The 13,387-nt window shown below is 74.6% G+C and carries 11 protein-coding genes; 7 read left to right on the forward strand and 4 right to left on the reverse strand.

Annotated elements, in window-relative coordinates; genetic code table 11:
- Positions 1-25: 25 nt before the first annotated feature.
- Entirely contained in the window at positions 26-1,123 is a 1,098-nt protein-coding gene (locus tag CNX65_RS15120) for a 3'-5' exonuclease (RefSeq protein ID WP_177154661.1), read from the forward strand.
- A 48-nt stretch (positions 1,124-1,171) separates the two neighbouring features.
- A complete protein-coding gene (locus CNX65_RS15125; RefSeq protein WP_096497798.1) occupies positions 1,172-2,182 on the forward strand; it encodes a helix-turn-helix domain-containing protein in 1,011 nt (336 codons plus the stop codon).
- Positions 2,183-2,225: 43 nt separating this feature from the next.
- Here CNX65_RS15125 and CNX65_RS15130 read toward each other — a convergent pair whose 3' ends face one another.
- Positions 2,226-2,897 carry a response regulator gene (locus CNX65_RS15130; protein WP_096493621.1) on the reverse strand — a complete coding sequence of 224 codons (672 nt, stop codon included), beginning with the start codon at positions 2,895-2,897 and terminating at the stop codon, positions 2,226-2,228.
- Positions 2,894-4,057, reverse strand: a complete 1,164-nt coding sequence (locus tag CNX65_RS15135) for a sensor histidine kinase (RefSeq protein WP_096493623.1) — start codon at positions 4,055-4,057, stop codon at positions 2,894-2,896. Before CNX65_RS15135 ends, CNX65_RS15130 begins: the two co-directional genes overlap by 4 nt.
- Before the next feature lie 120 nt (positions 4,058-4,177).
- Between CNX65_RS15135 and CNX65_RS15140 the strand changes: the two genes are divergently transcribed.
- Entirely contained in the window at positions 4,178-4,951 is a 774-nt protein-coding gene (locus CNX65_RS15140; protein WP_096493625.1) for an ABC transporter ATP-binding protein, read from the forward strand.
- A complete protein-coding gene (locus CNX65_RS15145) occupies positions 4,951-7,356 on the forward strand; it encodes an FtsX-like permease family protein (RefSeq protein WP_096493627.1) in 2,406 nt (801 codons plus the stop codon). Before CNX65_RS15140 ends, CNX65_RS15145 begins: the two co-directional genes overlap by 1 nt.
- A 42-nt stretch (positions 7,357-7,398) precedes the next feature.
- Here CNX65_RS15145 and CNX65_RS15150 read toward each other — a convergent pair whose 3' ends face one another.
- Positions 7,399-8,547 (reverse strand): alkaline phosphatase family protein, encoded by a 1,149-nt coding sequence (locus tag CNX65_RS15150; RefSeq protein ID WP_096493629.1) that lies wholly within the window; start codon positions 8,545-8,547, stop codon positions 7,399-7,401.
- A gap of 72 nt (positions 8,548-8,619) precedes the next feature.
- Here CNX65_RS15150 and CNX65_RS15155 point away from each other — a divergent pair, with 72 nt between their 5' ends.
- The 3 genes from CNX65_RS15155 to CNX65_RS15165 all read left to right on the forward strand — a co-directional run bounded on the left by CNX65_RS15155 (position 8,620) and on the right by CNX65_RS15165 (position 12,319).
- Positions 8,620-10,083 carry a toll/interleukin-1 receptor domain-containing protein gene (locus CNX65_RS15155; RefSeq protein ID WP_096493631.1) on the forward strand — a complete coding sequence of 488 codons (1,464 nt, stop codon included), beginning with the start codon at positions 8,620-8,622 and terminating at the stop codon, positions 10,081-10,083.
- Between the two features lie 71 nt (positions 10,084-10,154).
- Positions 10,155-11,822 carry a glycoside hydrolase family 13 protein gene (locus CNX65_RS15160; protein ID WP_096493633.1) on the forward strand — a complete coding sequence of 556 codons (1,668 nt, stop codon included), beginning with the start codon at positions 10,155-10,157 and terminating at the stop codon, positions 11,820-11,822.
- Between the two features lie 110 nt (positions 11,823-11,932).
- The gene (locus tag CNX65_RS15165; protein ID WP_096493635.1) at positions 11,933-12,319 is read left to right on the forward strand and encodes a nuclear transport factor 2 family protein; all 387 of its coding nucleotides are present in this window, start codon (positions 11,933-11,935) and stop codon (positions 12,317-12,319) included.
- A gap of 265 nt (positions 12,320-12,584) precedes the next feature.
- On the opposite strand, the gene CNX65_RS15170 is transcribed toward CNX65_RS15165, so the two are convergent.
- Entirely contained in the window at positions 12,585-13,334 is a 750-nt protein-coding gene (locus CNX65_RS15170; protein WP_096493637.1) for an NADPH-dependent F420 reductase, read from the reverse strand.
- Between the last annotated feature and the right edge of the window lie 53 nt (positions 13,335-13,387).

Below are 13,387 nucleotides of genomic sequence, written 5' to 3' on the forward strand. Positions count from 1 at the left end.
CGGCGCGGTGATCGGAGGACGACGCGTGAGCGAGGTCTACCGGGACGAGGTCCCGGCGCACCTGAGGACCACGGCGCAACTGCGCTCGTCGGGAAGGCGACCGGTCGACCCGAGCAAGGCCACCGCCTGGCTGGAGCGCGTCTTCGACGGCGACGTCTGGCGCACCGCCCTGCACGACGTCACCGCGACCGCCCCGCTGCCGCCGTCGCCCCCGCGCGCCCCTGGACCGGCGCGCGCCACCACCTCGCCCGCGCGCGAGGAGTCCGCGACGTGGGCCCGCGACGTCCTCGCCGACCGCGACGCGGTCGTGCTCGACACCGAGCTGACCGACTTCACCGGGCGCGTCATCGAGGTCGCCGTGGTGGCCACCGACGGCGCCACCCTGCTCACCTCGCTCGTCGACCCGGAGGGCACGCCGATCAACCCGCACGCCCAGCGCGCGCACGGCATCACCGCCCAGATGCTCGCCGGCGCGCCCACGCTGGAGCAGCTGTGGCCGAAGCTCGACCACGTCCTGCGCGGCAAGCGGGTGATCGCCTGGAACGCCCCGTTCGACCTCACCAGGCTGCGCGCCGAGCACCGGCACATCTTCGGGGACGCCGACCTCCCGGACTGGCTGACCGGCCCGTGGTTGTGCGCGATGCGCAAGCACGCGGCCTGGGTGGGCGACCGCAACACCAAGAGCGGCGGCTTCCGCAACCACCGCCTGGAAGGCGGCCACCGCGCCGAGGGCGACTGCCTCGCCGCCCTGGCCTGGATCAAGCGCATGGCGGACACCGCGCCCGGCGCGGCAGCGCACGCCAGCGCGGAAGCGCACCCCGACGCGGTCACGACCGGCGCGCCGACGCCCGACCTGGCGACGCCCGACCTGGCGACGATCCGCGAGCTGTGGCCCCAGGTCCTGGGCAAGGTCCGCGAGCACAGCCGGTCCCTGGAGGCCATGCTGGGCAAGGCGGAGCCGGTCCTGGCGTCGGGCCGCGTCCTGACCATCCGCCACCCCGCCGCGGTGGTCGGCCGCAGGGTCGCGCAGAGCCAGAACCTCGACCTGGTCAACACCGCCCTGACCGCCGTCCTCGGCCAGCCGTGGACCGCGCGGGTCGCACCGCACGACCCCACCGCCTGACGGACCGGGCTTGAGTCTCAACCACCTCGAGACCCCACAGTGGTCACCGTGACCGACGACCAGCTGTACCCGATCGGCGACGTGGCGCGCCGGACCGGCCTGAGCGTGAGCGCCATCAGGTTCTACGCCGACGAGGGGGTGATCGAGCCGACCGCGCACACCGACGCCGGCTACCGCCTCTACGACGTGGCCGCCATCGCGGGCCTGGAGCTCGTGCGCACCCTGCGCGACCTCGGCGCGAGCCTGGACGACATCCGGGGTGTGCTCAAGGACGAGATGAGCCTGCGCGAGCTCGCGGCGGCGCACCTCGACGTCGTCGAGGACCAGATGCGCAACCTGAAGGCGAGGCGGGCCGTCCTGAGAACCATTGTGAGCCAGAACTCCGACGCTGGACAGGTCGCGCTCCTGCACGATCTGGTGAACATGTCCGACGACGCCCGAGACCGCCTGCTCGACGACTTCTGGACCGAGGTCACCGAGGGCCTCCCGATCCACCCCGGCTACCAGGAGCAGCTGCGCCGCACGCGCCCCGTGCTGCCCGAGGAACCGACCGCCGAGCAGTTGCAGGCCTGGATCGCGCTGGCGGACATGGTGGGCGACCCGGAGTTCCGGACGGCCGTCCACCGCTTCTACGAGCGGGCTTTCGCCACACCCCGCCCCAACGACCTCACCTCGCCCAGGATGGTGGCGCTGTCCGAGGAGCACAGCGCGATCGCGGTGCGGGCCTGGGAGGCGGAGCGGGCCGGGATCGCCCCGGACTCGCCGGTCGCGCGGGAGCTGGCCGAGCGCCTGCTGCGGTCCACGGGGCTGATCAGCGCGGAGGTCACCGGGCAGGCCATGGGCGATGAGCAGTGGGCCGACCTGCGGCGGTTGATGACCGAGCTGGAGGAGGCCCCCGAGGTGCAGCACGCCGTCGAGGGCTTCGTGGCGGACTTCGGCGGTCTGTTCGAGCCGTTCTTCGCGCTCCTGGCGACGATCAACGACGTGCCGCTGGAGCAGCTGTGGAACACCGGCCCGAGTGACGCGTGGGTCGCGGCGGCGCTCAGGGCAGGCGGCTGACGGGCGGGCGCCGAGCCCGAACCGGGCGCGGGGCCGGGGGAGCTCACCCCCGCCCCGGCGCCACCCCCGTCCGCCAGGCCCACGCCGCCACCTCCACCCGGTTGCGCGCCGCCAGCTTCCGCTGCGCGTTCCCCAGGTGCGTCTTCACCGTCGCCACCCCGAGGTGCAGCTCCCCGGCCACCTCGTCGTTGGTCCGCCCCAGCGCCACCAGCCGGACCACCTCCAGCTCCCGCCCGGTCAGCGGCTCCACCAGCGCCGCCGACTCCTCGACCTCCGCCACGCCCCGCTCGGGCGCCAGGTGCGCCAGCAGCCGCACGGTCACGTTCGGCGAGATCATCGACGTCCCGGCCGCCGCCGCCCGCACCGCCTCCACCAGCAGCGCCGGCGACATGTCCTTCAGCAGGAACCCGCACGCCCCGTGCCGCAGCGCCCGGTACACGTACTCGTCCAGGTCGAACGTGGTCGCGATCAGCACGTTCAGCGGGTCCCGCACCCCCGGCCCGGCGAGCAGCCGGGTCGCCTCCAGCCCGTCCACCCGAGGCATCCGGATGTCGAGCAGGCACACGTCCGGCCGCAACCTCCGCGCCTGCGACACCGCCGCCTCGCCGTCCCCGACGCTGGCCACGACCTCCACGTCCGGCTGAGCGCCCAGGATCATCCCGTACGCCGAGCGCATCATCTCCTGGTCGTCGGCGATCAGCACCCGGATGCTCATGGCAGCGATGGTGGCAGAAGGGCCACCACCCGCCACCCCGCACCCGCCTCACCCGGTCCGGCCGCCAGCCGCCCACCGGCCGCCTCCACCCGCTCGGTCAGCCCGGCCAGCCCGAAACCCCCGCTGCCCAGCACCGGTTCCGCCGCCGCTCCCCCGTCGTTGACCACGCTCACCTCCAGCCCGCCGCCGTCCCCGACGCGGGCGCGCACCTCGACCACCCGCACCCCGGCCCCGTGCCGCAGCACGTTCGTCAGCGACTCCCGCACCACGTTCCGCACCACGTCCACCGCGTGCGCGGGCAACCGCGCCCCGCTCAGCTCGGGGTCCACCGACGCGACCGCGCGCGGCGGCCCGGTGAACTCGCGCACCGCCTCGCCCAGCACGTCCGCCAGCAGCTCCCGCTCCCGCGCCGGGGCCTCGTCCCGCAGCACCGTGATCATGCCGCGCATCGACGTCAGCGCCTGCGACCCGGCCTTCTCGATCGCCTCCAGCATGGTGTCGAGCGCCTCCGGCGACAGCCGCGCCCCGCTGGCCGTGGTGTACCGGACCGCCCGCGCCTGCGCGACGATCGCGGTCACGTGGTGCGCCACGAAGTCGTGCAGGTCCCGCGCGTACTCCAACCGCTGCTCCTGCCTGGTGAACGCCCTCAGGTCGGCGTGCCTGCGCTCGTGCAGCCGCAGGTGCATCCCCAGCAGCACCGCGAACAGCATCCCGACGCCGATCAGGGCCCCCATGTCCACGTGCAGGTCCAGGTCCTCGTCCGCCAACCGCAGCGGCAGCACCGACGCGGCCACCACCAGCGGCGGCGCCAGCAGCACGGAGTGCAGCACCGGCCGCAGCACCACCACCCGCACGGTCAACCAGGCCAGCTCGATCAGCTCCACCATGCCGAACGTGTTGTCCAGCCCCACCGGGACCTGCCGCGACAGCGCGGTGAACCCGATCGACGCGACCACCACCGGCAGCACCCACCGGGCCCGCGCCAGGGCGAGCGCGGGCAGCACCGCGCACACCGCCAGCCCGACCGCGCCCTCCCACCGCTCCGCCGACCCGACCTCGACGACGAGCGCGGCGGCGGCGAGCACCCCGATGAGGGCGTAGAACACCACCGCGGCGATCGCGAGCGGTCGCTCGGCCGCCGACTTCCTCAGGCTGGGCATGGCCCGAACGCTACGACAGCTCCCCGCGCGCGCACCTCAACCGTTCGGTTGAGCCGGTTCCGGGAGCGTCCGCCGCGCGGTTGATCCGCCACCGCGCCGATCCGACCAGGCTCTCGCGGTGTGACGGAACACGTGGTGGCCGAGGCGGAGGCCCTCGGCAAGGTGCACGGGGACGGCGACAACGCGGTGGTCGCGCTGGCCGGGGTGTCGGCGCGGCTGACCAGGGGCGGGTTCACCGCCGTGATGGGGCCGTCCGGCTCGGGCAAGTCGACCTTCGCGCACTGCCTGGCCGGACTGGACACCCCCACGAGCGGGACGGCCCGGATCGGCGGCGTCGACCTCGGTTCGCTGTCCGAGCGGGAGCTGACCCGGTTGCGGCGCGAGCGCGTCGGGTTCGTCTTCCAGTCCTACAACCTGCTGCCCACGCTCACCGCGTGGGAGAACGTCGTCCTGCCGCTCTCGTTGGCGGACAAGGAACCCGACAAGGCGTGGGCCGACCTGGTGGTCGGCGCGATGGGCCTGTCCGACCGGCTCGACCACCGGCCGAGCCAGCTCTCCGGCGGCCAGCAGCAGCGCGTGGCCTGCGCCCGCGCCCTGATCACCCGACCCGACCTGGTGGTGGCGGACGAGCCCACCGGCAACCTGGACTCCCGCTCCGGCGCGCGCGTCCTGGAGCTGCTGCGCCAGTGCGCCCGCGAGTGGCAGCAGACCGTCCTGATGGTCACGCACGACCCCATCGCCGCCGGTTGCGCGGACCGCGTGCTGTTCCTGGCCGACGGCAGGCTCGTGGACACCATGGAGCACCCCACGGCGGACCGGGTGCTGGACCGGATGCGCGGCTTCGACGGGCACGCCGACGCCGCCCCGCGGGACGGTCGGCGGGGGGCGTTCTGATGCTGCGCACCGCGTTGCGCTCCGTCCTGGAGCGCCGCTCCCGCTTCGTGCTGCCGCTGATCGCGGTCGTGCTCGGCGTCGCGCTGACCAGCGGGGCCCTGCTCTACACCGGGTCGATCCGCGCGCAGTTCGCCGCCGCGCTGCCCGATCCCGGCGTGGAGGTCACCGCGCCGGTCCCGCTGCCGGAGGAGGCGGTGCGGGCCGCGACCGGCGCGGAAGGCGTTGCCACGTCGAGGGTCTACTCCTACGGCCGGGTGTTCGTGGTCGGCCGCGACGGCGCGGTCGTCGGCCCGCCCGGCGCCGCGATCGGCCTGAACCGGGAACCCGACGAGCAGGAGCTGGTCGCGGGCGCCGAACCGTCGGGCGCCGACCAGGTCGCGCTGGAGGAGGGCACGGCGCGCCGCGCGGGCGTCGGCGTCGGCGACCGGGTCGAGCTGGTCGTCGCCGGGACCGTGCGCGAGCACACCGTGTCCGGTCTGCTCAAGGCGGTCTCGCCGGAGCTGGCCCTGGGCGGCACGCTCACCGCGTTCGACCGGGGCGCCGCGCGAACCCTGTTCGGGGACAGCAGGATCGTGCTCACCGCCGAGCCGGGGAGCACCAACGAGTCGCTGGCCGCCGCGCTGCGCGAGGTGCTGCCGGACGACGCCTACGTCCAGGCGGTGGACCCCGGATCGGCGTTGTCGGACAACAACAAGCTCGCCACGATCCTGCTCGTGTTCGCCGGGACCGCGCTGTTCGTCTCCGTCTTCGTGGTGGCCAACACCTTCACGATGCTCTCCGCCGCCAGGGCCAGGGAGCACGCGCTGCTGCGCGCGGTCGGCGCGGACCGCAGCCGCATCACCCGCGGCGTGCTGGCCGAGGCGCTGCTGATCGGCGTCGCCGCGACGGTGATCGGCTACGCGCTCGGTGTCGGCGTGTCCGTGCTGCTGGACGCGCTGTTCGCGGTGACCGAGGTGGCCACCGCGCCGCTGGTCCTGCTCGCGCCGGACGCGCTGCTCGCCGCGCTGGCCGTGGGCCTGGGCGTCCCGGTGGTCGCGGCCTGGGTCCCGGCGCGCCGGGCCGCCGCGATCCCGCCGATCGCCGCCCTGCGCGCCGGCCTGCCGCCGACGGCGAAGTCGTTGCGCCGCAGGAACACCGCGGGCGCGCTGATCACGGCGGCGGGCGTCGCGGCCGTGCTGGGCGGGCTGAGCCACCAGGACCTGGTGCACCTGGGCTCGCCGCTGCTGGTGATCGGCCTGCTCGTGCTCACCCCGCTCGCCGCGAGCGGCCTCGGCGCGGTCCTGCGCCGCCCGCTCACCGCGCTGGTGGGCGTGCGCGGCACGCTCGCCGTGGAGAACGCCCGCCGCAACCCGCGCCGCACCGCGTCCACCGCGGGCCCGCTCATGGTGTGCCTGGCGGTGTGCGCGGCGGTGACCGTGCCCGCCGTGTCGCTGGAGGCCAGTTCGGCGGAGGAGGCCGCCGCCAACCGGATGGCCGAGGTCACGATCACCCCGATCACCTACGCGGAGCTCGCCACCGACCTGTCCGAGCGCCTCGCCACACTGCCCGACGTGCGCGCGGTGACCGCCTACACCAGGTCGTACGTCGAGCTGGACAACGGCGACGGCGGCGTCTTCGTCTCGGCCACCCCGTCGGTGCTGGCCGACCTGGCCGACGTGGAGATCACCGAGGGCGAGCTGTCCGACGCCGGGACCGGCCTCGCCGTCACCGAGGAGCAGGCGCGGCAGCAGGGCTGGGAGCTGGGCACGACGGTGACCGGCTCGGCGCGCGGCCACCGCTTCTCGTTGCCCGTCACGGCTTTCTTCCGGGCGCCGGAGAAGTTCGACGCCGGGATCGTCGTGCCCGCCGCGGCCCTGCCCGACCTGGCGCCGTACGAGGTCCTGGTCCGCACCGACCCCGACCGCGCGGACGCGGTGCGCGACCGGATCAGGTCCACCGTGGACAACCCGACCGCCGTGGTGCGCAGCCAGGCGGACGCCGTGGCCGAGGCGGGCAGGCAGTACGCGCTGTTCCTGAGGGTCCTGTACGCGCTGCTGAGCGTGTCCGGGCTGATCGGCGCGCTGGCCGTGGTGAACACCATGACGATGTCCGTGCTGGAGCGCACCGGGGAGATCGGCCTGCTGCGCGCGGTCGGCCTGGACCGGTCGCGGGTGAAGTCGTTGGTGCGCCTGGAATCCGGCGTGATCGCGCTGCTCGGCGCGGGACTCGGGTTGCTGGCCGGGTGCCTGATCGGCGTGGTCGTCGTGCACAGCCAGACCAGCGCGGTGGAGGTCGTGCTGCCGTGGGGAAGGCTCGCCGCGTTCGTGCTGCTCACCGCCGCGATCGCCGTCCTGGCCGCGCTGCCGCCCGCCCGCCGCGCCGCCGCGCTGCCGGTGCTCGACGCGGTGCGCAGCGACACGGAGTAGCGCTCGCGGGGGCCGGGGGCGCCCGTCCCCGGCCCCCGAGCCCTACCTCGTGCTGACCAGCAGCGGCACCAGCTGCTCCGCCGCCGTCAGCGACCCGTGGTGCCCTGGGAACACGCTCAGCAGCGGTTCCGCCGCGCTCCGGACCACCACCGCCCCGCCCCGCGCCGCGACGACCAGGTCGCCGATGCGCGGGCGGACGTGGTCCGCCACGCGGGGGCCGAACCACCCGGCCTCGATCGCCTCCGCCCGGCTCGCCACCCACGCCCGCTCGCCCAGCACGGCCGTCCACCGCGCCCGCACCGCGTCCTCCGCGCCCGGCTCCACGTGCACGTGCCGCGCCCGAGGCTCACCGCCGAGCAGCCGAACCCCCTCCCGCAGCCCGGGCTCCCGGTCGAAGTCCACCCGGTCGGTGACGCGCACCATCCCGTGGTCCGCCGTCACCACCAGCGCCCCGCCCTCGGGCAGCCGCTCGGAGATCAGCTCCGCCAGCCGGTCCACCACCGACAGCTGCGCCACCCACGACTCGCTCCCCGGCCCGTGCCCGTGCCCCAGCGCGTCGAGGTCCGCGTGGTAGGCGTAGCACAGCACCCGGTCCCGCTCCCGCAGCGCCGACGCCACCCCGCTCACCAGGTCGCCCAGCGCGTGCGCGCCCACGAACTCCCCACCCCGCAGCACCGCCCGCGTCAACCCGCTGCCCTGGAACGCCCCCGACGCCAGGACCCGCACCAGCACCCCGGCCTCGGCGGCGCGCTCGAACGCGGTCGGCGCGGGCTGGACCTCCTCCGGCACCAGCACCGACCGCAGGTCCCCCTGCCCGGTGTGCCGCTGCCAGGACAGCGCGTTGACCAGCTCCTCCCCGTCCGCCCCGGTGGCGGCGAACGTGTAGCCGACGATCCCGTGCTCACCCGTCGGCAACCCCGTGCCCAGCGCGGCCACGCTGGTCGCCGTCGACGAGGGGAACCCGGCGGTGATCGCCTCCCGCCCCTGGGCGAGCGAGGACAGGAACGGCGCGGCGTCGGCGTGCTCCCGCAACAACTCCCACCCGAGCCCGTCCACCAGCAGCACGCACACCCGCGCGGCCCCGGAGATCCCGAGCACGTCGACCGCCCCCGGAACCCCCATCCCGGCGAGCAACGAGGGCACGACGTCCGACAGGGCGCCCGCCCCGTACCTGGGAAGCAGTGGTTCCATGCCGGCAGACCCTATCCGCGCGCCGGACGGGGACCGCGCGACACCGCGCCCACCAACTCGGGAGGAGACCGGGTGCAGATCTTCGTGAACTACCGGCAGCGGGACCCGGACGGCGGGCTGTTACCGCACGCCCTCGCGGCGGAGGCGCTGGCCGACCGGCTGGCGGCCCTGTTCGGCGAGGGCGCCGTCCACTTCGACACGACACTGCCGCCGGGCGAGCGCTACGCCGACGTGCTGCGCGAACGGCTCGCCCAGGCCACCGCGCTGGTCGCGGTCGTGCACCCCGGCTGGCTCGCCGACCTCGCGGCCAGGCGGGAGCGGCACAAGGACTGGGTGCGCGAGGAGATCGCCGAGGCCGCGCGCCAGGGCAAGCTGATCATCCCGGTGCTGCTCGACGGCGCCGACCCGCTCCGCCACCAGGACCTGGACGAGGAGCTGCACGTCCTCGCCGACGCGCAGGCCGTGCCGCTGAGGTTCGGCGCGTTCGACGCGGGCGTCGAGGCGCTGGCGGCCCAGATCGAGCTGCGCGTGGCGCCCGCCGAGCGCCCGACCGCGCCGCCCGTCGAACCCCTGCCCGACCGGGGGCGCCTGGCGGGCGTGCTCGTCGCGGCCACCGCCGTCGTGCTGCTCACCCTGCTGGCGCCGTTCGTCCGGGCCGCGCCCGCGCTGCTCGGGCTGGACGGCTCCGGCGCCGCCGTGGCGGTCCTCGCGCTGCTGCCCGGACTCCCGCTGGTGGTCGCGCTCGGCGTGTCGGCCGTGCGGTTCGCGCTGGTCGGGCCCGCGCTGTGGCTGGACGACCTGCTCACCCGCGTCACCGACCACAAGGCGTACGCGCTGTTCGGCCTCGGCGTGGTGCTGGTGTCGCTGGTCCTGCTGCTGCTCGTGGTCACCTCGATGGCGGGCCGCTCGCCCGAGGTGGTCGGCGCGGTGGTGGTGTGCTCGGTGAGCGTGCTGCTGGTCATGGGCGTGCTGTGGGCGCGGGCGCAGGACTCGCGGCTGGTGTGGCCGCAGCACGCGCCCGCCCCCACCACGACGTGGGCGCGGGCCGAGCTGCTCGAACTGGAGCGCAGGCTGCGCGGCGACTTCCCCGGCTGGACCCGCCCGCTGCCCATGGCCGCCCGCCGCACCGCCCACGCCGCGCTGGACCGGCTCGCGGACATCCTGGACTCCCTCGGCGCGCAGCGGGACGCGGGCAGGCGGGCCTGGTGGCGCGCCCGCAACCCGTACCTGTCCGCGGCGCACGTCGGCGCCGCGATCGCCGCGGTCCTCGTGCTCACCGCCGCGCTGCTCGCGCACTGGTCCGAGGCGGGTGCGGACGCCCCCTCGGCGCTGTGGTGGCTGGCGGGCTGCGCCGCGTCCGCGCTCTGCTGCGCGGGCGCGCTGGAACTGGACTTCCGGGCGCACCGCCGCGCCCTCGACCTGACCCTGTCAGCGGTCCCGGCCCGCGCCGAGGCCGCCCGCGCGCGACTGGCCGACCTCAGCCGCGCGCCCCTGCACGCCGCGCACCTGCTCCGCGCGGGACGGCGCAGCGGCTGACCGCGAGCACTGCGCGCGACGCCGCCGTGCACCAAGCTTGATCACGACACCGGACCAGAGGGAGGACGTGGATGGACGCGCAGTGGTGGAAGTCGGCGGTCGTGTACCAGGTGTACCCGCGCAGCTTCGCCGACTCCGACGGCGACGGGATCGGGGACCTCGCGGGCATCACCTCGCGGCTCGACCACCTGGCCGCGCTCGGCGTCGACGTCGTCTGGCTCTCGCCGGTCTACCGCTCCCCGCACGCCGACAACGGTTACGACATCTCCGACTACCGGGACATCGACCCGGTGTTCGGCGCCCTCGCCGACTTCGACCACCTGATCGGCGAGGTGCACGCCCGAGGCATGAAGCTCGTCATGGACCTCGTGGTCAACCACACCTCCGACGAGCACCCGTGGTTCGCCGAGTCCCGCTCCGGCAAGGACAACCCCAAGCGCGACTGGTACGTCTGGCGCCCGCCCAGGCCGGGCCACGAGCTCGGCGAGCCGGGCGCGGAGCCGAACAACTGGTCCTCGTTCTTCTCCGGCCCCGCCTGGCAGGCCGACCCGGCCACCGGCGAGTACTACCTGCACCTGTTCGACCGCAAGCAGCCCGACCTCAACTGGGACAACCCCGAGGTGCGCGAGGCGGTCTACGACATGATGCGCTGGTGGCTCGACCGGGGCGTCGACGGCTTCCGCATGGACGTCATCAACCTCATCGCCAAGCACCCCGACCTGCCCGACGCCCCCGCCGAACCGGGCGCGCTCGGTGACGGCTTCCCCTACTACGGCACGCTCCCGCGCGTCCACGAGCACCTGCGCGAGATGCGCCGCGAGGTGTTCGACGGCCGGGAGGGCGGGTTCCTGACCGTCGGCGAGATGCCCGGCGTGACCACCCAGCAGGCCCGCGAGTTCACCGACCCGGCCAACCGCGAGATCGACATGGTGTTCCAGTTCGAGCACGTCTCCCTCGACCACGGCCCCGGCGGCAAGTTCGACCCGGTGCCGCTGGACCTGCGCGCGTTCAAGGCGTCCATGGCGGCCTGGCAGGGCGAGCTGGCCGAGGTCGGCTGGAACAGCCTCTACCTGGGCAACCACGACCAGCCCAGGGCGGTGTCGCGGTTCGGCGACGACGACCGGTGGTGGCGCGAGTCGGCGACCGCGCTCGCGACCGTGCTGCACCTGCACCGGGGCACGCCGTACGTGTACCAGGGCGAGGAGCTGGGCATGACCAACTCGCCGTTCGTCGACGCTGAGGCGCTGCGGGACGTGGAGTCCCTCAACCACCTGCGCCAGGCCCTCGCCGCCGGGCAGGACGCGGACGCGGTGTGGCGCGGGGTGCGGGCGATGGGGCGGGACAACGCGCGCACGCCCGTGCAGTGGGACAGCGGGACGAACGGCGGGTTCACCACCGGCACGCCGTGGATCGCGGTCAACCCGAACAGCTCCTGGCTCAACGCCGAGGCGCAGCGGGCCGACCAGGCGTCGGTGTTCCACCACTACCGCAGGCTGATCGAGCTGCGGCACACGCTGCCGGTGGTGGTGGAGGGGACGTTCCGGATGCTGCTGCCGGAGCACCCGGAGGTGTACGCGTACGAGCGGGTGCTGGGGGAGGAGCGGCTGCTGGTGGTGGCGAACCTGAGCGGGACCGAGCAGCGCGTGGACCTGGACCTGGGCGGCGAGGTGCTGCTGGCCAACGTCGAACCGGTCGGCCAGGTGCTCTCGCCCTGGCAGGCGGTGGTGCTGCGCGGGTAGGCGGTCGCGCCGCACGGGGCGAGTTCGGCGTTTCCCGGTGCTTCCCCCGGTGCTTCCCCCGTGCGGCGTTGATCCCTAGCCTGGGCGGTCCGTGCTCAGGGAGGAGTGGCATGACCGGTTTCCGTCAGGCTGTCGAGGCGAGGGACGTGGCCGCGATCGAGGCGACCCTCGCCCCGGACGTGGTGTTCCGCAGCCCGGTGGCGTTCCGCCCGTACCCCGGCAAGGCGATCACCGCCGCGATCCTGCGCGGTGTGCTGCGGGTGTTCGAGGACTTCCGGTACGTGCGCGAGATCGGCGGCGACCGCGACCACGCGCTGGTGTTCCAGGCCAGGATCGGCGAGGTGGAGGTCGAGGGCTGCGACTTCCTGCGCCTTGACGAGAACGGCCTGGTCTCCGAGCTGACCGTGATGGTCCGCCCGCTGTCGGCCGCGCACGCGCTGTCCGAGGCGATGGCCGCCCAGTTCCCGCAGATCCAGCGCGAGGCCACCGAGGCGTGACCCTGGGGGCTACCGGGGCGTGACCTCGGGAGCCACCGAAGTTTGACCCCAGGGGCCACTGAGGCGTGACCTCAGGACGGCGGCCCACCACCGTGCCGCCGCCGTCCAGCCGCGCTCAACCGCCGAGCGCGCCGAGGCGCTGGGCGGGCGGCCGGGCCCACCAGCGTGCCGCCGCCATACAGCCGCGCTCATCCCCCTCCGGCCACTCCGCCGCCGAGCTGAGCGCGCCACCCTGGTCAATCACCTCCCTGAGCGCCACCCGAGGTCAGAACCTTCCCGGCAGCACCCCACCCGCCTTGCCGCGCACGGCTTCGGCGACCAGCTCCCGGACCCGCGCCGCGGGAACCGGCTCACCGGGGTTCTCGCGCAACCACCGCAGCGCCTCCTCCTGCCCCGCCCCCTCCGGTGGCGTGCCCGGCAGGTACGGCTGCACGTACACCGGCGTCCCCGGCTCGCTGCGCCAGCTGTCGGCGAGCGATCCCGTGTCCACGGCGTCGAACCCCAGCACGTCCAGCAGTTCGACCACCGCCGCCTTGGCCTCGACGTCGTCACCCGCGATCGGCAGCGCGCTGCGGTCCGGCGCGCCCGACGGACGTGCGGCGTTGGCCAGGTTGAAGAAGCTGATGCTGTTGAACGCCTTCACCACCCGCGCACCGGGCAGCCCGCGCTGGACCAGCTCGCTGGACGTCACCGAGTTCGAGTCCAGCTCGGCAATCGCCCGGTCCCGCTGCGGGTAGTAGTTCATCGTGTCGATCACGATCCGCCCGACGAGCGCGTCCGCGGGCAGCTGGTCGAGCGCGTGCAGCGGCACGGTCGCGACAACCAGGTCACCGGCACGCGCGGCCTCCGCCGGGGTGGCGGCGCGAGCCCGCGGTCCCAGCTCCGCGACGAACTCCGCGAGGCTGTCCGCCCCTCTGGAGTTGCTCAGCACAACCTCGAGCCCTCGCGCGACAGCTTGACGCGCGAGAGTCCCGCCGATCATCCCGGCCCCGATGAGCCCCAGCGTTCCGGTCATGCCCGTCCGCCCCTCCACCACGTCACCGCATAAATGGCAGTCAACTGCCACTT

This window comes from Actinosynnema pretiosum, assembly GCF_002354875.1.
In the GTDB taxonomy this organism is placed as follows: domain Bacteria; phylum Actinomycetota; class Actinomycetes; order Mycobacteriales; family Pseudonocardiaceae; genus Actinosynnema; species Actinosynnema auranticum.

Excerpts from the sequence above, each read along its gene's own strand:
- CNX65_RS15130 (WP_096493621.1), bottom strand. The coding sequence starts at position 2,897 with ATGAGCATCCGGGTGCTGATCGCCGACGACCAGGAGATGATGCGCTCG.
- CNX65_RS15135 (WP_096493623.1), bottom strand. The coding sequence starts at position 4,057 with ATGCCCAGCCTGAGGAAGTCGGCGGCCGAGCGACCGCTCGCGATCGCC.
- CNX65_RS15145 (WP_096493627.1), top strand. The coding sequence starts at position 4,951 with ATGCTGCGCACCGCGTTGCGCTCCGTCCTGGAGCGCCGCTCCCGCTTC.
- CNX65_RS15150 (WP_096493629.1), bottom strand. The coding sequence starts at position 8,547 with ATGGAACCACTGCTTCCCAGGTACGGGGCGGGCGCCCTGTCGGACGTC.
- CNX65_RS15160 (WP_096493633.1), top strand. The coding sequence starts at position 10,155 with ATGGACGCGCAGTGGTGGAAGTCGGCGGTCGTGTACCAGGTGTACCCG.
- CNX65_RS15165 (WP_096493635.1), top strand. The coding sequence starts at position 11,933 with ATGACCGGTTTCCGTCAGGCTGTCGAGGCGAGGGACGTGGCCGCGATC.
- CNX65_RS15170 (WP_096493637.1), bottom strand. The coding sequence starts at position 13,334 with ATGACCGGAACGCTGGGGCTCATCGGGGCCGGGATGATCGGCGGGACT.